The following is a 21,060-nucleotide window of genomic DNA, read 5'->3' on the forward strand; positions in this document are numbered from 1 at the left end:
GAGTTCTGGCGACACGCCGTGAGTCGACGAGGCGCCGTGCGGCGGGTCGCCGAATCTCCGAAACGGGCGGACGACGCTGCGCCGACGCCGGTGAGTAGTGTTGCCGACATGGATGGGGGATCCGGCAAGTCCAGCTTCGAGCGGTGGGTGTTCTGGCCCGCCGCGATCGTGATCGGCAGCTTCTCGGCGTTCGCGCTGATCGCTCCCGACCTCGCCGAGGTGCTGTTCGGCACGATCCAGTCGACCATCGTCAACGCGTTCAACTGGTACTACGTGCTCATCGCGGCGTTCTTCGTGGCGTTCTGCCTGTTCGTCGGGTTCAGCCGTTTCGGTGACATCCACCTGGGCGCCGACGACGACAAGCCCGAGTTCTCGATCGGCGCGTGGTTCTCGCTGCTCTTCGCCGCGGGCATGGGCATCGGCCTCGTCTTCTACGGCGTCAGCGAACCGCTCAGCCATTTCGTCGACCCTCGGCCCGGCGTGACCGGCAGCCCCGAGTTCCTCGCGCAGCAGGCGCTCAGCCAGACCTACCTGCACTGGGGCGTGCAGGCCTGGTCGATCTACGTCGTCGTCGGGCTCGCGCTCGCGTACGCGATCCACCGGCGCAAGCGGCCGCTCTCGATCCGGTGGACGCTCGAGCCGCTCCTCGGCAAGCGCGTGCGCGGCGGGTGGGGCAATGCGATCGATGTCGTGGCGCTCGTCGGCACCGTGTTCGGCGTCGCGACCTCGCTCGGACTCGGCGTGCTGCAGATCAGCGCCGGCCTCGAATCGGCGGGGTTCATCGAGCCGTCGGTCTGGAGCGAGATCGTCATCATCCTCGTCATCACGGTGTTCGTGCTCGCGTCGGTGCTCTCGGGCGTGGCCAAGGGCATGAAGTGGCTCTCCTCGGCGAACCTGATCCTCGCCGGGGCGCTGCTCCTGTTCGTGCTCTCGTTCGGGCAGACCGAGTTCCTCCTGCGCGAGTTCGTGCAGTCCACGGGCAACTACATCCAGCAGTACGTCGGCCTCTCGTTCAACGTCAGCGCCTTCCAGGGCGAGGCCGGCGAGGCCTGGCAGGCGTCGTGGACCTCGTTCTACTGGGGCTGGTGGATCTCGTGGGCGCCGTTCGTCGGCATCTTCATCGCCCGGGTCTCGCGGGGGCGCACCGTGCGCCAGTTCGTGATCGGCGTCATCCTCGTGCCCACGCTCATCGGCATCCTGTGGTTCGCCGTGCTCGGCGGCTCGGCGCTCTACATCGAGCTGCACGCGCCCGGCACGCTCACCGGACCGGACGGCACGGTGAACCTCGAGGGCGCGCTGTTCGAGATGCTCGAGCAGATTCCCGGGAGCTCCGTGACGACCGTGGGCGCGATCATCCTCATCGCCGTCTTCTTCATCACGTCGAGCGATTCCGGCGCGCTCGTCATGGGCATGATCGCGACCGGCGGCGTGCTCGAGCCGAAGCGCTGGATCCGCACCTTCTTCACGCTCATCACGGCCGTGCTCGCGATCTCGCTGCTCCTGTCGGGCGGCCTCCAGGCCATGCAGACGGCGGCGATCATCATCGCCCTGCCCTTCAGCGTCGTCATGCTGCTCATGTGCTGGTCGACGATCATCGCCTTCAGTCGCGAGCGCAAGGCCTACGAGCACGCGCGTCGCGCGCAGTTCCGCGACCAGATCGGCGAGTACTACGGGCTCGAGGTCGAGCAGCCGCTCGAGGAGGGCGCCATCACCCGCGGCCCGCACTGGCTGCGCCGCTTCGGCTGGTCGATGGGCTTCGTCTCCTCGCCGCCGCCCGACGAGGTCGCGCCCGGTACGGGAGCGGCGGATGCCACGGCCGAGCACGGCCGCCATGCTGCTCCACCCGAGTCCGGGGCTGCTGCGCCGGTTGCGCCGGCGCCGCCGACGGTTCGGCCGACGGCACCGGCGAAGCCGGCGAACGGATCCGGGCCACGACCACCTGCCTGACCTCGCCCGGCCGGAGTCGCCAGGTCGCGGCATCCGACCCGGCGCTCAGTCCATCGCGACGGCGCCGCCGCTCACCGTGATGCCGCCCGCCACGGGGATGTCGACGGTCAACTCGCCCGGCCGGCCCACGTGCCGACCCTGCTCGATGACCACGCGGGCGGGCGCGTCGACCGCCCGGAGCGCGCGCAGGTAGCCGCCGACGGATGCCGCGGCCGAGCCCGTCGCGGGGTCCTCGGTGATGCGTCCGACGGGGAACAGGTTGCGCGCCTCGTACCGCCCGGCCGACAGCGGGTGCAGGACGGTGATCGTGGCGGGCCAGCCCTGCTCGTCCATGAAGGCGCGCACGGCGGCCGGATCGAACGTGAACCCGTCGAACGCCGCCGCGTCGTCGACGACGAGCACGGGATGCGGGTTTCCGGCGAAGGCGAGCCGCGGCGGCAGCGCCGACGAGAGCACCGCGGCGTCGAGGCCGAGCAGGTCGAGCAGCCGCGCGAGCGTGGCCGCGGGCAGCTCGATCACCTCGGTGTCGACGCTCGTGAAGGCCGCTCGCGGGCCCGCGGAATCGTTCGTCGTCTCGATGTCGATCTCGCCGACGGGCGTCAGGAAGCGGATGCGGCCGGCTTCGCCGCGCTCGGCGAGCGCCACCGCGGTCGCCACCGTCGCATGCCCGCAGAACGGCACCTCGGCGATCGGCGAGAAGTAGCGCACGCGGTAGGCCTCGCCCTCGCGCCCGGTGACGAACGCGGTCTCGGCGAAGTCCACCTCGGCCGCGATGCGCTGCATGCGCTCGTCGTCGAGCCCGCTCGCGTCGAGCACGACGCCGGCGGGGTTGCCGCCGTCGGGCCGGTCGGTGAAGGCGGCGTAGCGGAGGATCTCGGTCATCCTTCGATGCTCGCACGTCGAGCACGAGCACGAGCACGGGCACACGAGCGGATGCCGCGGCGTCGACATGACCCGCATGTCAGCGTCGCGGCATCCGCTCGCCCGGTTCCTCGCGTTCGGCTGCGCCGGCTTCGGTCAGGCCTCCTGCTCGGCGCCGAAGCGCGATCGCGCCTCGACCGGGATGAGCGGGTGCTCGCCGCGCACCTTGAGCTGCTGCACGGCCCAGGTGTTGCCGTCGGGGTCGGCGAAGCCGAAGAACGTGCCGCCGTCGCGCTCGTCGAAGACCGTGATGGGGCTCGCATCGACGCCCCGCTCGATGAGCTCGGCGCGCGCGACCTCGGCATCGGCGACGACGAGCTGCAGCCCGCGCAGCGAGCCCGGCGCCATCTCGTTCTGCGAGGGCAGGCTGCCGATGACGATCGAGCAGCCCGAGCCTCGCGGGGTGAGTTGCGCGATGTGCATCTGCTCGGTGCGGGTGTCGTGGTCGAGGTCGAAGCCGACCTGGTCGCGATAGAAGGCGATCGAGCGGTCGAGGTCGCTGACCGGCACGATGACGACTTCGAGGGTCCAGTCCATGAGGTGCTCCTGTTCTTGGGGTGTCTGCCGGGTGTCTGCCGGGTGCCTGGGGAGGTATCTGCCGGTCGCTGCTCAGGCTGCGACGAGCTCGTCGAGGCGCGCGTAGCCCTCGCGGAGGCCGAGCTCCATGTTCGAGGCGACCATGCCGTCGCGGGCCTCGACGCTCGGGTAGGTGGAGTGGATGCGCAGGCGCGTGCGCCCGCCCCCGAGGTCTTCGAAGGCGATCGACTCGATCGCGACGACGTCGGGGTACCCCTCGAACTCGAACGTCTGGATGGCGAACTCGTTCTCGCGCACCGAGTGGAACGTGCCGTTGAACCCGAACGACTCGCCCGACGGATCGACGTGCACGTAGCGGTAGCCGCCCTGGGGCACGAAGTCCCAGCGCTCGATCTGCATGTCGTAGCCGTTCGGGCCGAGCCACCGCTTGACGAGCTCGGGATCGCGGTGCGCATTGAACACCGCGGCGACGGGAGCGTCGAACTCGCGCTCGATCTCGATGAACGGCAGCCCCTCGGGGGCGGTGATGGTGACGGGGTTGGTGGTGGTGGTCATGATCTCTCTGCCTTGCGTTCGGGGTCGGCAGTCGGGCCGGCCTCGGTCGGTGCGGCGTTCGTGCCGCGGTCGGTGGCGAGCAGCGCATCGAGTGAACGGAACTGCTGCTCGTGGATCAGCCGGAATCGATCGATCCACGCGGTGAGGGCCTCGAGCTGTGCCGGAGCCAGGTGCACGGGGCGGCGTTGCGCGTCGCGCGTTCGCGTGACGAGCCCCGCATGCTCGAGCACCTGGATGTGCTTGGACACGGCCTGCTTGGTGATCTCGAAGGGCTCGGCGAGTTCGTTGACGGTCGCCGGGCCGCGGCTGAGCCTCGCGATGATGCCGCGTCGCACCGGGTCGGCCAGGGCCATGAAGGCCCGGTCGAGCCGGTCGTCGGCACTCGGGTCGAGGATCATCCGCTTAGCCAACCCTTTCATTGATCAACTGCTTGGTTGATTAAGAGTACGACGGTGTCTGCGAGACGTCAACCCTGTTTCGAGAACCCCTCGCTTCTTCGCGGCATCCGGAGCAGAATCGACGGGTCGGCGCCGACGCGCGGCACCCAGGCAACCGGTTCCGACATCGATCCGGAGGACGCCATGCCCGTGACCCTGAACCCCTACCTCAACTTCCGCGGCACCGCCCGCGAGGCGCTCGAGTTCTACCACTCGATCTTCGGCGGCACGCTGAGCGTGAGCACCTTCGCGGACTTCCAGGCGTCGGAGGAGCCGTCGGAGGCCGACCTCGTGATGCACGGCCAGGTCGACGGCGAGAACGGCATCACCCTCATGGCCGCCGACGTGCCGCAGCGCATGGAGTACCGCGGCATCTCGGGCGTCTCGGTGTCGATCTCGGGCGACGAGGAGGCGACCATCCGCGGGTACTGGGAGCGGCTCTCCGAGGGCGCGACCATTCAGGAGCCGCTCGCGATCGCGCCGTGGGGCGCCGCGTTCGGCATGCTCGTCGACCGCTACGGCGTGAGCTGGCTCGTCAACATCTCGGGCGCGGCCGCCTGAGGACTCGGGTCAGATCGCTCTTCTCAGGAGATTCCGGCCGCGAAACGCGGAATCGCGCGAATTCCTCCTGAGAAAGGGCATGATTCGGGGCAGGCTTCCTGAGAAACGCCCGCGGCCAAGACGAGCAGGCGAGCTCAGACGGCGGCGGGCAGCCCGGCGCCGTGCAGCGCCTCGACGACGGGTGCGAGCTCGGGCTGCTCCTGCGCCTCGGCGAGCACGCGCTCGAGCGTCTCGTCGTGGATGGGCCTCGCCCGCTCGTAGAGCGCCCGGCCCGCGGGCGTGAGCTCGGTGTAGATGCCGCGGCGGTCGTCGGCGCAGAGCACGCGCGTGAGCAGCGAGCGGTCTTCGAGGCGGTTCACGAGGCGGGTCGTCGCGCTCGGGCTGAGCGCCGTGGCGCGCGCGAGCTGCTGCATGCGCATGTGCCAGCCGTCTTGGCGGTTCAGGGCGTCGAGCACGGTGTACTCGACGACCGAGAGATCGGCGGATGCCGCGAGCGAGCGCTCCAGTTCGTTCTCGATGAGTGCGTGCAGTGCGGCGAGCGTGCGCCAACCGTGCGCGCGCACCTCGACGGCGTCGTCGGCGATGCCCATGTCGTCTCCCGGAGGTCGGTCTGCGTGTCGATGCGAAAGTAGTTGCTTGCGCTAAGTAATTGCGTGTGCAACTATTAAGCCTGCGCTCGCAATAGTCAGCGCTTGCAACTACTTCCCTCAGTGTACAGGAGAACCTCGCATGCCACTCGGACTGCTCGCCCTCGCGATCGGAGCCTTCGGCATCGGCTTGACCGAGTTCGTCATCATGGGCCTGCTGCCCGACCTCGCGGCCGACTTCGGCGTCTCGGAGGCCGCCGCCGGCTGGTTCATCTCGGGCTACGCCCTGGCCGTCGTCGTCGGCGCACTCGTGCTCACCGCCGCCGCCACCCGACTCCCCCGCAAGCCCGTGCTCATGGGCCTGCTCGGCCTCTTCATCGCCGGCAACGCCATCTCGGCGCTCGCCCCCACGTACGAGGCGATGATGGCCGGGCGCATCGTCGCCGCTCTCTGCCACGGCGCGTTCTTCGGCATCGGCGCGGTCGTCGCCGCCGACCTCGTCGCCCCCGAGAAGCGCGCAGGCGCGATCGCGATCATGTTCACTGGGCTCACGGCGGCCAACGTGCTCGGCGTGCCGTTCGGAACCTTCCTCGGGCAGCAGTTCGGCTGGCGCTCGACGTTCTGGGCCATCTCGGCGATCGGCGTGATCGCGCTCATCGGCATCGCCGTGCTCGTGCCGAGCATGCGCGCCGCCTCCCAGCCCGCCGGCGTCACCGGTGCCGCGGGCACCGCCGGCACCGCCCCGAGCCTGCGCCGTGAGCTCGGCGCGTTCCGCTCCGGCCAGGTCTGGCTCTCGCTCACGGTCACCGTGCTCGGCTTCGGCGGCATGTTCGGCGCCTTCACCTACATCGCGTACACGCTCACCGAGGTCAGCGGATTCGCCGCGACCGACGTGCCGTGGCTGCTCGTGCTCTTCGGCGCGGGCCTCGTCGTCGGCAACTGGATCGGCGGCAGACTCGCTGATCGCTCGATCGACGGCACGCTGCTCGGCTTCATCGCCGCGCTCGTCGTCGTGCTCGCGCTCTTCGCCTGGCTCGCGGCATCCGCCGTCGCCGTGATCGTGCTGCTCGTGCTCATGGGCGGCTTCGGCTTCGGCACCGTGCCGGCCCTGCAGAGCCGCGTCATGCGCTACGCCGACCAGGCGCCGACGCTCGCCTCGGGCGCGAACATCGCGGCCTTCAACCTCGGCAACGCGCTCGGCGCCTTCGCCGGCGGCATCGCGATCTCGGCCGGCCTCGGCTACACCTCGCCGATCTGGGTCGGCGCGCTCATCACCGCCGCGGCACTGCTCGTCATGGTCGTCGCCTGGGCCACGGCCCGCGCCGGGGCGGCGACGCTCGAGCGAGCGGATGCCGCGACCCGGCCGACGACCGCCGCGGCACCGACCTCGACGACGACCTCGCCCACACCCGCCGCGGTGCCGACCGCGACCGGCTCGGTCGCGGCATCCGCCCGCTGAACCGCCCCTCGAACCACGCAACCCGTCCCGGAAGGACCAGCATGACCACCGTTCCCACCCTCACCCTGAACAACGGCGTCCGGATGCCGCAGCTCGGCTTCGGCGTCTTCCAGGTGCCCGACGACGAGACCGCAACGGCCGTGGCCACCGCGCTCGAGGTCGGCTACCGCAGCATCGACACGGCTGCCGTCTACGGCAACGAGGCGGGCGTCGGCCGCGCCCTCGCGGAGTCGGGCATCGCGCGCGACGAGCTGTTCATCACGACGAAGGTCTGGAACTCCGACCACGGCTACGACGAGACGCTTCGCGCCTTCGACGCGAGCGCCGCCAAGCTCGGGCTCGAGCAGCTCGACCTCTACCTGATCCACTGGCCGACGCCCGACCGCGGCCGGTACCTCGACACCTGGCGCGCGCTCGAACGCCTGCTCGCCGACGGGCGCACGCGCGCGATCGGCGTCTCGAACTTCGAGCCGGAGCACCTCGAGCGGCTCATCGCCGCGAGCGACGTCGTGCCCGCCGTCAACCAGGTCGAGCTGCACCCGGCCATGACGAACCGCGCGGTCGTCGCGGCCGATGACCGCCACGGCATCGTGACCGAGGCGTGGAGCCCGCTCGCGCAGGGCGCCGTGCTCGGCGAGGCATCCGTCACCGCGATCGCCGAGCGCCACGGCCGCACCCCGGCCCAGGTCGTGCTGCGCTGGCACCTGCAGCAGGGACGCATCGTGATCCCGAAGTCGGTCACGCCGCACCGCATCGCCGAGAACTTCGACGTGTTCGGCTTCGAACTCGGTGCCGACGAGCTCGCCGCGATCGACGCCCTCGACCGCGACGGGCGCACCGGCCCGCACCCGGCCGAGTTCCACGCGGCCTGAACTCCCCTCCACGAAACCACTCTCAGCAGATCGGAACACCCATGAGCGACATCCTGATGATCGTCACCGCCGCCACGAGCCTCACCATGGCGGACGGCACCGAGCACCCCACCGGCTTCTGGGCCGAGGAGCTCGTCACCGCGCACCGCGACCTCCTCGCCGCGGGCCACACCGTCACGTTCGCGACCCCGGGCGGCGTCGCCCCCACCGTCGACGCCGGCAGCCTCGACCCGTCGCAGACCGGCGGCGAAGCGCGAGCACGGGACTTCGCCGACCACCTCGATGCCATCGCCGACGCGTTGGCGGCGCCCGTCGCGATCGCCGACGTCGATGCGGCGGACTACGCCGCGGTCGTGCTGCCCGGCGGCCATGGACCGATGAGCGACCTCGCGTCCGACCCCGAGGTCGGCCGCGTCCTGATCGCCGCAGACGACGCCGGCGCCGTCATCGCCCCGTTCTGCCACGGCCCGGCCGCCCTCCTCTCGGCGGTTCGCCCCGACGGCTCGTTCGCGTTCGCCGGTCGCCGCCTCACCGTCTTCACCGACGAGGAGGAGCGCACGGGCGGCACCGGGGAGAACACGCCCTGGTTCGTCGAGTCGCGGCTCCGCGAGCACGGCGCCGTCGTCGAGTCGGCCGCGCCGTGGAGCGACCACGTCGTCGTCGACGGAAACCTCGTCACGGGCCAGAACCCTCAGTCGAGCGCCTCGGTCGCCCGCCGGGTCGTCGAGGAGCTCGCCGCGCGGGGCTGACCCCCGGCCGCCGATCGCAGCTCAGTCGAAGAGCTCCGACAGCCAGTGGTCCTTCTTCTTCTTGCGGTGGCCCTGGTCGCCATAGCCGCGGTTGTCGTAGGACTGCTGGCCATAGGCCGGCGGCTGGTAGGCGGGCTGCGCCGGCTGGTGGGCGGGCTGGGCCGGCTGGTAGGCGGGCTGGGCCGGCTGGTAGGCGGGCTGCGCCGGGGCCGCGGGTGCGGCCGGCGCCGCCTGGGCCGGGCCGAAGTCGCCCGCGGCGCGCTCGATGATCTTGTCGAGCTCCCCGCGGTCGAGCCACACGCCGCGGCAGGTGGGGCAGTAGTCGATCTCGATACCGCTGCGCTCGCTCATCACGAGCACGGCTCCGTCATTGGGGCACTGCATTCGGGGGCTCCTCGGTCGGGGTGTGCAAGGGGTCTCGGGGCGAGCCTACGGAGCGAAGCTTCGAGGACGCCCAGACCGCACCCCGACGCCGGGCGCCATCCGCCCTTCTCAGGAGATTTCGGCCGCCGGTCGCGGATTCCGGCCACGTTCTGCCGAGAAGCGGCCTGTTTTCGGGCCCGCCTCCTGAGAAGCGCGAGAGGCGTGGTGAAAGCACGACGAGCGGATGCCTCGGCGCACACCTCCGAAGAGGCGGGCGGCCGTGGCATCCGCTCGTCTGCCGGCGCGAGGCGCCGATCAGTGCGTGCGAGAACTACGCGATGACGCGGATGTTCTCGGCCTGGGGGCCCTTGGGTCCCTGGGCGGTCTCGAACTCGACCTTCTGGTTCTCGTCGAGCGAACGGTAGCCGTCTGATGCGATCGCGCTGAAGTGCGCGAAGACGTCAGCCGAGCCGTCGTCGGGAGCGATGAAGCCGAAGCCCTTGTCGGCGTTGAACCACTTGACGGTTCCGGTAGCCATGTTGTATTCCTTCATTCGTTCCGCCCCACCGAGGTGAGTGCGGGTATGCACGGCCGGGGCCGTGCGGGTTTCCGATGGCGAAATCCACCACCGGAAGTCTTGGGTGAATCGACCGGGTCGATTCGCGAGGTCAGACCCGTCGGAACTGGTTGACCATGGGGCAGTCGAACGGGTCGCGGGCCGAGAGCCCGACCTGGTTGAGGTAGCGGATGACGATGCCGTACGACTGCGCCAGCGTGGTCTCGGTGTAGGGCACGCCGACCGTGGCACAGTGTTCGCGCACGATCTCGCGCGCCTTCGCGAGGTGCGGGCGCGGCATGTTCGGGAACAGGTGGTGCTCGACCTGGTAGTTGAGTCCGCCGAGGAGCGTGCTCGCCCAGATGCCGCCCGAGATGTTGCGCGAGGTGAGCACCTGCTTCGAGAAGAAGTCGAGCTTCGAGTCGGCCGGGATGAGCGCCATGCCCTTGTGGTTCGGTGCGAACGAGGCACCCATGTACACGCCGAACACGGCCATCTGCACGCCGATGAAGGCGAAGGCCATGCCGAGCGGCAGCACCCAGAAGAGCGCGCCGAGGTAGACGGCGAAGTGGACGGCGATGAGGCTGAGCTCGATCCACCGGCCCTTGACGGGGCGGCGCTCGGTGAGCGTCATGATCGAGCGCAGGTGGAGGTTCAGGCCCTCGAGGGTCAGCAGCGGGAAGAAGAGGTACCCCTGCTTGCGCGTGATCGCGGCGAGCAGGCCCTTCTGCTTCGCGGCATCGGTCTCGGTGAACGAGATCGTGTCCCACTCGATGTCGGGGTCCTTGCCGATCTTGTTCGGGTTCGCGTGGTGACGCGTGTGCTTCGTCATCCACCACGAGTAGCTGATGCCGACGACGCCGGCGGCGAGGATTCGGCCGACACGGTCGTTCGCCGGTCCCGATTCGAGCACCTGGCGGTGCGAGGCCTCGTGGGCGAGGAACGCGAACTGCGTGAGGATCAGGCCGAGCGCGCCGGCCATGAGCAGCTGGAACCAGGAGTCGCCGAGCAGGATGAAGCCGGTGATGACCCCGCCGAGCGCGAGCGACAGCGTCGTCACCAGCGCGGCGTAGAACCAGCGGGTTCGGCCGAGCAGGCCGGACTCGCGGACGACTCGGGAAAGGGCGGTGAAGCTGCGCGTGACATCGGCCGCGGCGCCGGTGCGGGGCTTGGTGGCCCGAATCGCACCGAGAGTTTCGGTGTGAGAGATGATGGGGGTCCCAGCTGGTCATCGACTTCCCAGCCGTGGGTCGCGGGCGAACACCCACTGAAGATGCGTCGAACGCTATTGCCTCAGCATGGGAACGGGCTGGGAAAAACGGCCGAATATATGCCGCATTCGGCATCCTTCATCTGCTTTTCCGGGTGGCGCCGGCCGGATGTCGCGAGAGCGCGGCCGGATGTCGCGAGCCGGCCTCCGCGCCGCGGTGCGGCGCAGCTCCGCTCCTGCGAGACTGGGGCGATGCGCATCATCGTCACCGGGGGATCCGGCAAGCTCGGCCGCACCGTCGTCTCGACCCTCCTCGACGAGGGGCACGACGTCGTGAACCTCGACCAGCACGGCGAGCGCGGCAGCGTCGTGCGCGTCGACCTCGCCGACTACGGCCAGGTGATCGACGCCATCGCCGGCGTCGACGACCGGCACGACGGCGCCGACGCGATCGTGCACCTCGCCGCGATCCCGGCACCGGGGCTCGCGAGCGACGCCGCGACGTTCCGCAACAACATGCTCGCGACCTACCACGTGCTGCAGGCCGCGAAGCGGCTCGGCGTCACGCGCATCGTGACGGCGTCGAGCGAGACGGTGCTCGGGCTGCCGTTCGACGTGCCGCCGCCGTACATCCCGGTCGACGAGGAGTATCCGGCCCGCCCCGAGAGCACGTACTCGCTCGTGAAGCACCTCGAAGAGACGATGGCGATCGAGCTCGTGCGCTGGAACCCCGAGCTCTCGATCACCGCGCTGCGGTTCTCGAACGTCATGGACCCCGACGACTACGCGGCGTTCCCCTCGTTCGACGCCGACGCGACCCTGCGCAAGTGGAACCTCTGGGGCTACATCGACGCACGTGACGGAGCCCAGGCGGTGAGCCGTGCCCTCGCGACCGCGAAGCCGGGCTTCGACCGCTTCATCATCGCCGCGGCCGACACCGTCATGTCGCGGCCGAACGCCGAGCTCGTGGCCGAGGTGTTCCCCGGCGTCGAGACGCGCGGCGACCTCGGCGTCAACGAGACGCTGCTCTCGATCGAGAAGGCGCGACGGCTGCTCGGGTACGAGCCCGCGCACTCGTGGCGCGATCACGTCACGGCCTGAGGTTCATCGGCCCGAGCGAGGGGCGGATGCCACGGGTCATCCGGCACGCGGACGCCCGGCCGCGGCATCCGCTCGCTGTTGCGCCGGGAACTCACCGGGAAATGACGAACGCCGCCGCCCCACCGGAGTGGGACGACGGCGTTCGTTGAGCGAACGTCGCGGATCAGAGACCGCGGATGTTCTCCGCCTGCAGACCCTTGGGGCCCTGAGCGACCTCGAACTCGACCTTCTGGCCTTCTTCGAGCGAACGGTAGCCGTTGCCCGTGATGGCGCTGAAGTGCGCGAAGACGTCGGCCGAGCCGTCGTCGGGAGCGATGAAGCCGAAGCCCTTTTCGGCGTTGAACCACTTGACGGTTCCGGTTGCCATACTGCTGTCCTTCTGTCTTGCGGGCCGCACTTGCGGACCCGATGCGATCGTTGCCGATCACGACCCCGACGACACGGTGCCGTCAGAGCGGGGCGAGGGACCGGGTGCACATCGGCATCGGCCTTCTCGTATCGGGTCATGCCACGCGGAAGAACCGCCTCCGGGCAATCAGATTTAAGCTACGGGCGAGTGCCCGCTTGATGGAGGAATCGTCCGGCTAGCCTATCGGTTTCCTCGCGGCTGTACAGACTACGTGATGAGTTCGTGATAAGCGAAACGCTGCTCCCGTTCTGGGAACATGCTCAGGATCGCAGACGGATCACCGGGTTTCGGTGGAGAATCGACGGATGAACCGCCGCCCCCTGCGATTCGCCGCCGCACTCTATGCTGCCGGCGTGCTGTGGCTGACCATCGGCCCCGCACCCTGGAGCACCGACGGCCACGAGGTCGACGGCGGCATCCTGAACCTCGCGGCCTGGACGGCTCCGGTGACCTGGACGACCGGGTACTTCAGCGAGATCGCGTTCAACGTGATGCTGTTCCTGCCGGTCGGCGTGCTGGCCGCCCTGCTCATCCACCGCCGTCGGTGGCCGCTCGCCCTGCTGGCCGGCTTCGGCTTCACCGCCTGCATCGAGCTCGTGCAGATCCTGCTGCCGGATCGCGTCTCGGATCCGCGCGACCTCGTGCTCAACACCTTGGGGGCGACCGTCGGCGTCGGCCTCGTCGTCGCGGCGCGGGGCGTGCGCCGCTCGACCGCGATCATGTCGCCGGCGACGGCGCTCGGCTCGTCGGGCACGCCGAGCCCGGCCGACGGGACCGCGCCGTCGCCCGCCGAAGCGGCCGCGGTGCGCGCGCCCTCCGACGAGCTCGTCGCGACGGGCGATCGCGCCGCCTGAGCCCCGCCGCGGCGACGGCTCGGCACGAGGCATCCGCTCGCCCAGCGACGGCTCGGCACGAGGCATCCGCTCGCCCGCCGGCTCGAGCGCGAGATCGACGAGAATCGGCCCGCTCGAGCCCCGACTACAGTGGGTTGGTGCCCTCCCCGACCCCGCCCGACGCGCAGACGCGCGCCCGCGGGCCGTGGGTGCGGCTCGCGCTCGTCGGCGCGGCGGGCGGATTGCTCTCAGGGGCGTTCGGCGTGGGCGGCGGCATCCTCATGGTGCCCCTGCTCATCGTGTTCGCCAGCATGGACCAGCGACGTGCGACGGCGACCTCGCTCGCCGCGATCGTGCCCGCCTCGATCGCGGGGTCGATCACCTACCTCGTGAACGGCGAGGTCGACCTCGTCGCGGCGCTCTTCGTCGCGATCGGCGGCGTGCTCGGCTCGTGGATCGGCACGTGGCTGCTGCGCCGACTGCCGATCGTGTGGCTGCGCTGGCTGTTCATCGCCCTGCTCGTGGCCACCGCCGTGCGCATGCTGCTCGTGGTGCCCGAACGCGGCGGCGGGCACGTCGGCTTCGAACTGCTGCCCGACCTCGCGCTCTTCGCGCTCGGCATCGCGGTCGGCATCGCCTCGGGCCTGTTCGGCATCGGCGGCGGCGTGATCATGGTGCCGGCGTTCATCGCGTTCTTCGGCATGGGCGACCTCATGGCCAAGGGCACCTCGCTCGCCGTGATGATCCCGACCGCGATCAGCGGCACCGTCGCCAATACGCGCGCGAGGCTCGTCGACCTGCGCGAGGCGCTCGTCATCGGCGCCGCGGCGACGGTCGCCTCGTTCGCGGGCGTCGGCATCGCCTTCCTCCTCTCCCCCGAATGGTCTGCGCGCCTGTTCGCGGCGTTCATCGTCATCGCGGCCGTGCAGTTGGCCGTGCGCGCGATCCGAGCCCAGCGGCGCCCGCGCGAGGCAGCACCCGAAGCCCCGGAAGCCCCGGAGTCCCCGGAAGGTGATCGATGACCGACGTGCGACGACGCGCAGCCGGCTGGTACGACGACGAGGCGGATGCCGCGGTGCTGCGCTACTGGGACGGCGCCAAGTGGACCCCGCACACCACGCCCCGGCCCGACGACGAGCCTGCCGAGCCGGCGGCCCCGGTCGCGGTGGCGGCAGCGGTCGCGGCGGCGCCGCCCACGGCGCAGACCCCGATGCCGGTGCCGACGCCGTCGCCGTTGCCGGCGCAGATGTCGATCCCGCTGCCGTCGCCGTTGCCGTTGCCGTTGCCGTTGCCGGTCACCATGACCACGCTGCCCGGCCCGCCGACGATGACGTCGTCCTCGCCGGAGTTCGTCTCCGACACGCTGCGTGCCCCGTCGTTCTCGGCACCGCCGGTGCTGCACGCTCCGAACGAGCACACGACGGTGCCACTGCCCGAGGGCCGTGCGGCGGCATCCGCCCAGGCGACCTCGGCTCGGGCATCGGATGCGGCGACGCCTGGCGACCGCTCGTTCCTGCTGACCTGGCTGTTCGCGCTGATGCTCGGTTCGCTCGGCGTCGACCGGTTCTACCTGGGCCGCATCGGAACCGCCGTGGCGAAGCTCGTCACGCTGGGCGGATTCGGCGTCTGGACCCTGATCGACCTCGTGCTCGTGCTCACCGGTGCTCAGCGCGACCGCGACGGCCATGCGCTCAGCGGGTACGACGAGCACCGCCGGCTCGCGTGGATCGTCTCGGGCGCGCTCGTCGCATTCGGCGTGCTCGCCGCGATCGGCACGAGCGTGGTCATTGCGAGCCTGACGGCGAACCTCGGCGCCGTCGGCGGCCTCGGCTAGCCTTCGGGCATGCGCTTCGAGTTCACGACCCCACTCTGGGAATGGTCGGCGCGGGCCGACTGGTTCTTCGTGACCGTTCCAGAAGAGGCCTCGGAAGACATTCGCGAGATCCCGCTGCCGCCGCGCGGGTTCGGCTCGGTGCGCGTTCGCGTGACCGTCGGCGATTCGACGTGGTCGACCTCGGTCTTTCCCGACTCGAGCGTCGGCTGCTACGTGCTGCCCGTGAAGAAGGCGGTGCGCGTCGCCGAGAGCCTGGTCGAGGGCGGCGACGTGCGGGTGTCGCTGACGGTGCTCGATCTCTGAGACGAGACCAGCAGCACCCGCCATGCGCGGGCAAGCGGCTCGTGCTCAGGCCATGAGGTCGCGCAGCAGCTCGCCCCACTCGAAGCCGCACTCGCGGCAGTCGAAGAGGGCGTCGCCGCCGCTCAGGGTGACGGTGTCGGCCACGCGCACGGCCTCCGAGCCGCAGCGCGGGCACAGCTCTTCGGCCATCTCGGGCACCAGGGTCTGCTGCATCTGCTTCGTCATGCTGCACACGGTACGCGCGGCATCCGACATCGTTCGGCGAACACGCCATCGCGCCGGTTCGCGAGCGAGGAGCGCGCTCAGCCCACGCTGCGGCGCCGCGCGGCGATGCGATGGCTGGCCGTGACCTCGCGCGTGCGGCGCAGGGGAACGGCGACGTCGTCGCGGCGCTGTGCGACGCGCACGAAGAGGAAGTCGACGAGCGCGAGCTGCGCGATGCGGCTCGACATCGCGCCCATGCGGTAGGTCGATTCTCGGGCGCGCGTCGTGAGCACGAAGTCGGCGAGCTCGGCGAGCGGCGAGTCGGGCGAGTTCGTGATCGCCACGGTCGTCGCGCCGGCGTCGCGGGCGACCTCGAGGGTGTGGTGCGTCTCGGCCGTGAGGCCGGAGTGCGAGATGCCGATCGCGACATCCGTCGGCTTGCGCAGCGCAGCGCTCACGAGCGCGAGGTGAACGTCGACCGAGCAGGCCGCCGAGATGCCGATGCGGCCGAGCTTCTGCTGCAGGTCCTGGGCGGTGAGGCCGCTCGCGCCGAAGCCGTAGAGGTCGACGTGCCCGGCGCCGACGATGGCGTCGACCACCCGGTCGAGCACGACGGTGTCGAGCCCCTTCACCGTCTGCTCGATCGCGAGCACCTCGTGGAACGCGATCTTGGCCACGACGTCGTCGGCCGAGTCGTCGGCGCCGATGTCGGAGTCGGCGAGCCCGAACCGATCGCGTTCGGCGGCCTCACGGCTGAGCGCCCCCGCGACGGCCATGCGGAACTCGCGGTATCCCGTGTACCCGAGGGTCTGGCAGAAGCGGGCGACCGTCGAGAGCGAGGTGCTGCAGACGTTCGCGAGCTCGGTGATGGTCAGGTCGACGACGAGCCCGGGGTCGGCGATGATCGCCTCGGCGACGCGCGCCTCGGCCGAGCTGAGGTTCGGCAGGGACTGTCGAATCTCCGAGAGCACGTTGGCCGACATCAGGTGGGGACCCTTCTCATTCCGGGGCGGATGCCGCGTGCGCGCCGCCGTTCACACTGGAGAGAGCATCCCGCAGTACTCCATCCTCCGCGGCCAGGCGCGCGAGCGCGAACTCGGGCGCGACCCCAGTCAGGGTGACGAGGATCGCGGCCTTGACGCTGCCGCCGACCGATTCGAGGGCTGCGGATGCCGCGGCGGCATCCGCCCCGGTCGCCTGCATGACGATGCGTTCGGCCCGCGCGCGCAGCTTGGCGTTGGTCGCCTGCACGTCGACCATGAGGTTGCCGTGCACCTTGCCGAGGCGCACCATCGCGATGGTCGAGATCGCGTTGAGCACGAGCTTCTGCGCGGTGCCGCCCTTGAGCCTGGTGGACCCGGCGACGATCTCGGGGCCGACGACCGTCTCGATCGCGAGGTCGGCTGCGCGGCCGATCGCCGAGTCGCGATTGCAGGCGAGTCCGACCGTGAACGCCCCGAGGCCGCGGGCGTACTCGATCGCGCCGACGACGTAGGGCGTGCGGCCCGACGCCGAGATGCCCACGAGCGCGTCGGCGTCGGTGAGCCCGATCGCGGCGAGGTCGGCGGCACCGCGCGCGGCATCGTCCTCGGCGTTCTCGACCGCCGACCGCAGGGCGGTGTCGCCGCCCGCGATGACGCCGACGACGAGCGCCGGGTCGGTGCCGAACGTCGGCGGGATCTCGCTCGCGTCGAGCACGCCCATGCGTCCGGCCGTGCCCGCACCGAGGTAGACGAGCCGGCCCCCCGCGCGGAGCCGGGCGACGATCGCGTCGACCGCCACGGCGATCTGCGGCATCACCTCGGCGACGGCTGCGACGGCCGCCGTGCTCTCGTCGAGCATCGCGCCGACCTGCGCCTCGGTCGGCATGAGGTCGAACTCCGCGTGCGCGGCGTTGACGCCCTCGGTCGAGAGGTCGGCGAGCAGGTCGCGCAGGCGGGCGTGCTCGGCATGCTCGGCGTGCTCGGCCGGCTCGGCGGGCTCGGCATGCTCGGCGTGCGAGGCGTGCGAGGCGTGCCCGGCATGCTCGGTGGGCTCGGGCGTGGGCTTCGGTGCGGACCAGGTCATGGTGCTCCCCCGGTTTCGGTGCGTGCTTCAGGCGAAGCGATGGTGACGGATGCCACGCCGGCGAGCGGCGCGGGAGGATCGAGCGGCTCGCGGCCCGGCGTCAGGCGCCCGGCGATGCGCGCGGCGACCGTCGACAGGGCGACGGGCACGGCGTGCCGGCTGAAGAAGCCGAGGAGCGCGAACATCAGCGATTCCTTGTATTCGGGGTCGACGCCGCGCTCCGCGCTCGAGCCCACGCGGATGCCGCGCTCGGCCGCGAGCGAGCGCAGGCGCTCGAGCAGCATCAGGTTGCGGGCACCGCCGCCCGAGCAGATGACGTCGGTCGCGGCATCCGGGATCGCATCGACGACGGTGCGCGCGGTGAACTCGGTCAGCGTCGCGACGAGGTCCTCGACCGGCATTTCGCCGAGCCCCGACGCGATGACGGCGTCGTCGACGACCCCGAGGTCGAACGTCTCGCGCCCGGTCGACTTCGGCGGCACCGCCGCGAGGTACGGATGCCGCAGCAGGGCGTCGAGCAACGGCCCGCGCACCCGCCCGGCCGCCGCGAGGGCCCCGTCGCGGTCGAACGCCCTGGCGCCCCCGGAGTGCCGGGCGACGACCGCGTCGATGAGCCCGTTGCCCGGACCGCTGTCGAAGGCGACCACGTCGCCGCCGGGATGCACGAGCTGCACGTTCGCGATGCCGCCGAGGTTGACGGTCGCGATCACGCGCCCGGAGCTCGTGGCCTCGTGGCCGAGCCAGGCCCGGTCGAAGAACGCCATGAGCGGGGCGCCCTCGCCGCCGGCCGCGATGTCGGCCGCACGCAGGTCCGAGAGCACGGGCACGCCCGTGAGCTCGGCGATCCAGGCGGGTTCGCCGAGCTGCAGCGTGCCGAGCGCGTGGCCGTGCTCGGCCCAGTGGAAGACGGTCTGCCCGTGCGACACGATGAGGTCGGGCTCCGCCCCCGAATCGCGGATGCCGCGAGCCGCCGCCTCGGCGAAGGCCTGGCCGAGCTGCGTGGTGAGCCGGGTCAGCTCCCCGACCGTCGTCGACTCGCCGGCGGACGCGGCGAGCACGCGCGTGCGAAGCTCGGGGTCGAAGTCGGCCGTCGCGGTGTGCAGCGGCTCGAGCACGAGGTCGACGGGGTCGGCACCGGACTCCGGTGCGACGACGATCTCGACCAGGGCGACGTCGATGCCGTCGACCGAGGTCCCGGACTGCAGCGAGAGCACGATCACGGCGAGACCCCCGGTGCGCCCTCGGCGCCCGCGGCGCCCTCGGCGAGCACGGCGCCCTCGGCGAGCACGGTGGCCGCCGCTTCCGCCGCGAGCCGGCTCGCCGCCCGCGTGTGCACGGTGGGCAGCGGAAGCGGCGCACCCGGAACGCCGGCGTCGACGACCACGGCGTCCGGACGGAGCCGCGCGACGTTCGCGATGCGGTCGCGCTGCGGCCCGTCGCTGCCGACGCGGTCGGCGAGCACCACGAGCGGGCCGGATCCGGGCACGGCGGCGTCGCCGCGCAGCACTCGACCGCCGTCGGCGAGCGCGGTCTCGAAGAAGTCCTGGTCGCTCGCGACGGCGAGCGTCGATCGCCCGCGGATGTCGAGCACCGTGCGGGGTGCGGGCAGGGCCGGCACGCGCCCGGCGACCGAGATCGCCGCGCGGGCGACGGCGGCGGCATCGACCGGGTCGAAAGCGTCGGCCGGCCCGGCCCCGCCGGCTCGCCCGGCCCCGCCGGCAGGGGCCGTGCGCGCCGCCGCCGGCGACGCCGCGAGCGCCCGCACCCGTGCACCGGCGCGCTCGAGCACGGCGACCGGCAGCGTGCCGTCGTCGACGGCGGCGAGCAGCGCACGCTGCACCTCGACGAAATCGCGGGCATCCTGATCGGGCGCGGCGTCGGCGCCGAGGTTCGCCGGGTTGCTGATGCAGAGCAGGTCGGCGCCCGCGAGCAGCGCCTGCACGGCGCCCGGCCCGGCGCCGACCGACTCGCGCACGGCGGCCATGTCGAGCGCATCGGTGACGATGACGCCCTCGAAGCCCATGGCGCGCAGGCGCCCGAGCGCGATCGGGTTCAGCGTCGACGGCCGCGCGCCCCACGCCGGCACGACGACATGCGCGGTCATGATCGCGGGAACGCCCGCGTCGATGAGCTCCTGGAACGGCGGCAGATGCGTGCGCTCGAGCTCGTCGAGGCCGATCTCGAGGGTCGGCATCGCGTGATGCGAGTCGAGGTGGGTGTCACCGTGGCCCGGGAAGTGCTTGGCGGCCGCGGCCGCCCCGGCCAGGCGGATGCCGCGAGCCTGCGCGATCGCGTGCCGGGCGACGAGCTCGGGGCGATCGCCGAACGAGCGCACCCCGATCACCGGATTGCGCGGGTCGGTGTTCACGTCGGCCACGGGCGCGAGCACGACGTTCGCCCCGACGGCGAGCGAGCGGCGGGCGAGCTCCGCGCCGACGGCCTCGGTGATCGCGAGGTCGTCGACGAAACCGAGCTGGGCCGCGCCGGGCAGCGTGGATCCGATGGCGGACTCGATGCGGGTGACGTTGCCGCCCTCCTCGTCGATGCCCACCACGAGCGGGCGATCGCGATCGTGCAGTTCGCCGGCCAGCGACATCCGCTCGCCCTCATCGCCCAGGTTGTGCGCGAAGAGCACGAGGCCCGCGAGGCCGCCGTCGTCGAGTTCGCGGCGGAAGAGATCCGGGATGCCCCGGCCGAGGAATCCCGGCCAGAGCACCCCGCCCACCAGTCCCCTGATGGTGGGATCGTCCACGGCGGTCACCCCTTGACCGCGCCGGCCACGAGGCCGCTCGACAGGCGACGTTGGACGATGACGAAGAAGATCATGACCGGCACGGTGATGATCGTGGACGCGGCCATGATGTAGCCCCACTCGTTGGTGTGCTCGCCGAAGAACTGCTTGAGGCCGATGGCCACCGTGTAGTTCTCGGACGCGCCGCCGAGCAGGGTCATGGCGAAGATGAACTCGTTCCACGCGGTGATGAACGAGAAGACGGAGGTCGCGACGAGGCCCGGCATGACGAGCGGCAGCAGCACCGACCGGAACATGCGGCCCCAGCTCGCGCCGTCGAGGTAGGCGGCCTCCTCGAGCTCGACCGGCACCGCGGCGACGAATCCGCGCAGCATCCAGATGCCGAACGGCAGCGACAGGGCGACGTAGACGACCATGAGGCCGAGCAGCGTGTTCAGCAGCTGCAGGTCGCGCACCTGCACGAACAGCGGGATGACGAGGGCCTCGAGCGGCACCATCTGCACGATGAGGATCATGAGCAGCATCGACGTGCGGAACCGGAACCGGAACCGCGCCACCGCGACCGAGGCGAGCAGCGCCAGCACGGCGCTCGCGAGCACCGTGACCACGGCGACGATGGCCGAGTTGCGCAGGTACACGTCGAAGCCGCCGTCGGTGAGCACGTACTCGAAGTTCGCGAGCGACCACTCGCGCGGCAGCAGGGTCTGCCCGCCGGCGCCGGCCTTCGCGTCGAACGCGCTCGAGAGCATCCAGAAGGCGGGGAAGAGCGTGAACGCGAGCAGCAGCACGACGAGCACGGCCTT

The 21,060-nt window shown here is 71.2% G+C and carries 25 protein-coding genes; 10 read left to right on the forward strand and 15 right to left on the reverse strand.

Translation table 11 applies throughout. The features are described 5' to 3' along the window. Positions 1 to 108: 108 nt before the first annotated feature. Positions 109 to 1,947 (forward strand): BCCT family transporter, encoded by a 1,839-nt coding sequence (locus AC3IPY_RS16220; protein WP_489185292.1) that lies wholly within the window; start codon positions 109 to 111, stop codon positions 1,945 to 1,947. Between the two features lie 45 nt (positions 1,948 to 1,992). Here AC3IPY_RS16220 and AC3IPY_RS16225 read toward each other — a convergent pair whose 3' ends face one another. The 4 genes from AC3IPY_RS16225 to AC3IPY_RS16240 all read right to left on the reverse strand — a co-directional run bounded on the left by AC3IPY_RS16225 (position 1,993) and on the right by AC3IPY_RS16240 (position 4,358). Continuing rightward, the gene (locus tag AC3IPY_RS16225) at positions 1,993 to 2,829 is read right to left on the reverse strand and encodes a PhzF family phenazine biosynthesis protein (protein ID WP_489185293.1); all 837 of its coding nucleotides are present in this window, start codon (positions 2,827 to 2,829) and stop codon (positions 1,993 to 1,995) included. A 135-nt stretch (positions 2,830 to 2,964) separates the two neighbouring features. Continuing rightward, positions 2,965 to 3,405, reverse strand: a complete 441-nt coding sequence (locus AC3IPY_RS16230; protein ID WP_489185294.1) for a VOC family protein — start codon at positions 3,403 to 3,405, stop codon at positions 2,965 to 2,967. A 72-nt stretch (positions 3,406 to 3,477) separates the two neighbouring features. Next, on the reverse strand, positions 3,478 to 3,960 hold the full coding sequence (locus tag AC3IPY_RS16235; protein ID WP_489185295.1) for an SRPBCC family protein: 483 nt from the start codon (positions 3,958 to 3,960) through the stop codon (positions 3,478 to 3,480). Beyond that, positions 3,957 to 4,358: an ArsR/SmtB family transcription factor gene (locus AC3IPY_RS16240; RefSeq protein ID WP_489185296.1), complete on the reverse strand. Its 402-nt coding sequence runs from the start codon at positions 4,356 to 4,358 to the stop codon at positions 3,957 to 3,959. Before AC3IPY_RS16240 ends, AC3IPY_RS16235 begins: the two co-directional genes overlap by 4 nt. Positions 4,359 to 4,541: 183 nt before the next feature. Here AC3IPY_RS16240 and AC3IPY_RS16245 point away from each other — a divergent pair, with 183 nt between their 5' ends. Continuing rightward, a complete protein-coding gene (locus AC3IPY_RS16245; protein ID WP_489185297.1) occupies positions 4,542 to 4,958 on the forward strand; it encodes a VOC family protein in 417 nt (138 codons plus the stop codon). Between the two features lie 134 nt (positions 4,959 to 5,092). Here AC3IPY_RS16245 and AC3IPY_RS16250 read toward each other — a convergent pair whose 3' ends face one another. After that, the gene (locus tag AC3IPY_RS16250) at positions 5,093 to 5,548 is read right to left on the reverse strand and encodes a MarR family winged helix-turn-helix transcriptional regulator (protein ID WP_489185298.1); all 456 of its coding nucleotides are present in this window, start codon (positions 5,546 to 5,548) and stop codon (positions 5,093 to 5,095) included. Between the two features lie 139 nt (positions 5,549 to 5,687). Here AC3IPY_RS16250 and AC3IPY_RS16255 point away from each other — a divergent pair, with 139 nt between their 5' ends. Genes AC3IPY_RS16255 through AC3IPY_RS16265 form a run of 3 tightly spaced genes read left to right on the forward strand, consistent with a single transcriptional unit; the run spans position 5,688 to position 8,625 of the window. Next, a complete protein-coding gene (locus tag AC3IPY_RS16255; RefSeq protein WP_489185299.1) occupies positions 5,688 to 7,004 on the forward strand; it encodes an MFS transporter in 1,317 nt (438 codons plus the stop codon). Positions 7,005 to 7,045: 41 nt separating this feature from the next. Further along, positions 7,046 to 7,876, forward strand: coding sequence for an aldo/keto reductase (locus tag AC3IPY_RS16260; protein WP_489185300.1), 831 nt, complete (start codon positions 7,046 to 7,048; stop codon positions 7,874 to 7,876). A gap of 41 nt (positions 7,877 to 7,917) precedes the next feature. Continuing rightward, a complete protein-coding gene (locus tag AC3IPY_RS16265; RefSeq protein ID WP_489185301.1) occupies positions 7,918 to 8,625 on the forward strand; it encodes a type 1 glutamine amidotransferase domain-containing protein in 708 nt (235 codons plus the stop codon). Between the two features lie 21 nt (positions 8,626 to 8,646). Here AC3IPY_RS16265 and AC3IPY_RS16270 read toward each other — a convergent pair whose 3' ends face one another. From AC3IPY_RS16270 to AC3IPY_RS16280, 3 genes are all read right to left on the reverse strand, one after another. Further along, positions 8,647 to 9,009: a TFIIB-type zinc ribbon-containing protein gene (locus tag AC3IPY_RS16270; protein ID WP_489185302.1), complete on the reverse strand. Its 363-nt coding sequence runs from the start codon at positions 9,007 to 9,009 to the stop codon at positions 8,647 to 8,649. Between the two features lie 310 nt (positions 9,010 to 9,319). Continuing rightward, positions 9,320 to 9,526, reverse strand: a complete 207-nt coding sequence (locus AC3IPY_RS16275) for a cold-shock protein (RefSeq protein ID WP_489185303.1) — start codon at positions 9,524 to 9,526, stop codon at positions 9,320 to 9,322. A 130-nt stretch (positions 9,527 to 9,656) separates the two neighbouring features. Next, positions 9,657 to 10,757, reverse strand: coding sequence for a fatty acid desaturase family protein (locus AC3IPY_RS16280; protein ID WP_489188349.1), 1,101 nt, complete (start codon positions 10,755 to 10,757; stop codon positions 9,657 to 9,659). A 249-nt stretch (positions 10,758 to 11,006) separates the two neighbouring features. Between AC3IPY_RS16280 and AC3IPY_RS16285 the strand changes: the two genes are divergently transcribed. After that, positions 11,007 to 11,855 carry an NAD-dependent epimerase/dehydratase family protein gene (locus AC3IPY_RS16285; protein WP_489185304.1) on the forward strand — a complete coding sequence of 283 codons (849 nt, stop codon included), beginning with the start codon at positions 11,007 to 11,009 and terminating at the stop codon, positions 11,853 to 11,855. Positions 11,856 to 12,018: 163 nt separating this feature from the next. On the opposite strand, the gene AC3IPY_RS16290 is transcribed toward AC3IPY_RS16285, so the two are convergent. Continuing rightward, positions 12,019 to 12,222: a cold-shock protein gene (locus AC3IPY_RS16290; RefSeq protein ID WP_129520071.1), complete on the reverse strand. Its 204-nt coding sequence runs from the start codon at positions 12,220 to 12,222 to the stop codon at positions 12,019 to 12,021. Positions 12,223 to 12,569: 347 nt separating this feature from the next. Between AC3IPY_RS16290 and AC3IPY_RS16295 the strand changes: the two genes are divergently transcribed. The 4 genes from AC3IPY_RS16295 (at position 12,570) to AC3IPY_RS16310 (ending at position 15,234) form a co-directional block, all read left to right on the forward strand. Then, positions 12,570 to 13,118: a VanZ family protein gene (locus AC3IPY_RS16295; protein ID WP_489185305.1), complete on the forward strand. Its 549-nt coding sequence runs from the start codon at positions 12,570 to 12,572 to the stop codon at positions 13,116 to 13,118. 137 nt (positions 13,119 to 13,255) lie between these two features. Next, positions 13,256 to 14,119, forward strand: coding sequence for a sulfite exporter TauE/SafE family protein (locus AC3IPY_RS16300; protein ID WP_489185306.1), 864 nt, complete (start codon positions 13,256 to 13,258; stop codon positions 14,117 to 14,119). Further along, complete coding sequence (locus AC3IPY_RS16305) at positions 14,116 to 14,931, forward strand: NINE protein (RefSeq protein WP_489185307.1); 816 nt, start codon at positions 14,116 to 14,118, stop codon at positions 14,929 to 14,931. The genes AC3IPY_RS16300 and AC3IPY_RS16305 overlap by 4 nt, the downstream gene beginning before the upstream one ends. A 9-nt stretch (positions 14,932 to 14,940) precedes the next feature. Then, positions 14,941 to 15,234, forward strand: coding sequence for a DUF1905 domain-containing protein (locus tag AC3IPY_RS16310; protein WP_489185308.1), 294 nt, complete (start codon positions 14,941 to 14,943; stop codon positions 15,232 to 15,234). 45 nt (positions 15,235 to 15,279) lie between these two features. Here AC3IPY_RS16310 and AC3IPY_RS16315 read toward each other — a convergent pair whose 3' ends face one another. The 6 genes from AC3IPY_RS16315 to AC3IPY_RS16340 all read right to left on the reverse strand — a co-directional run bounded on the left by AC3IPY_RS16315 (position 15,280) and on the right by AC3IPY_RS16340 (position 21,054). Beyond that, the gene (locus AC3IPY_RS16315) at positions 15,280 to 15,459 is read right to left on the reverse strand and encodes a hypothetical protein (protein ID WP_489185309.1); all 180 of its coding nucleotides are present in this window, start codon (positions 15,457 to 15,459) and stop codon (positions 15,280 to 15,282) included. 77 nt (positions 15,460 to 15,536) lie between these two features. Continuing rightward, positions 15,537 to 16,421 carry a MurR/RpiR family transcriptional regulator gene (locus tag AC3IPY_RS16320; protein ID WP_489185310.1) on the reverse strand — a complete coding sequence of 295 codons (885 nt, stop codon included), beginning with the start codon at positions 16,419 to 16,421 and terminating at the stop codon, positions 15,537 to 15,539. Positions 16,422 to 16,437: 16 nt separating this feature from the next. Continuing rightward, positions 16,438 to 17,505 carry an N-acetylmuramic acid 6-phosphate etherase gene (murQ, locus tag AC3IPY_RS16325; protein WP_489185311.1) on the reverse strand — a complete coding sequence of 356 codons (1,068 nt, stop codon included), beginning with the start codon at positions 17,503 to 17,505 and terminating at the stop codon, positions 16,438 to 16,440. Then, complete coding sequence (locus AC3IPY_RS16330; protein WP_489185312.1) at positions 17,502 to 18,725, reverse strand: anhydro-N-acetylmuramic acid kinase; 1,224 nt, start codon at positions 18,723 to 18,725, stop codon at positions 17,502 to 17,504. The genes murQ and AC3IPY_RS16330 overlap by 4 nt, the downstream gene beginning before the upstream one ends. After that, positions 18,722 to 20,257: a glycoside hydrolase family 3 N-terminal domain-containing protein gene (locus AC3IPY_RS16335; RefSeq protein ID WP_489185313.1), complete on the reverse strand. Its 1,536-nt coding sequence runs from the start codon at positions 20,255 to 20,257 to the stop codon at positions 18,722 to 18,724. The genes AC3IPY_RS16330 and AC3IPY_RS16335 overlap by 4 nt, the downstream gene beginning before the upstream one ends. Before the next feature lie 5 nt (positions 20,258 to 20,262). Continuing rightward, positions 20,263 to 21,054: a carbohydrate ABC transporter permease gene (locus tag AC3IPY_RS16340; protein WP_489188350.1), complete on the reverse strand. Its 792-nt coding sequence runs from the start codon at positions 21,052 to 21,054 to the stop codon at positions 20,263 to 20,265. Positions 21,055 to 21,060: the final 6 nt, after the last annotated feature.

Source organism: Agromyces sp. GL_144, assembly GCF_057834305.1.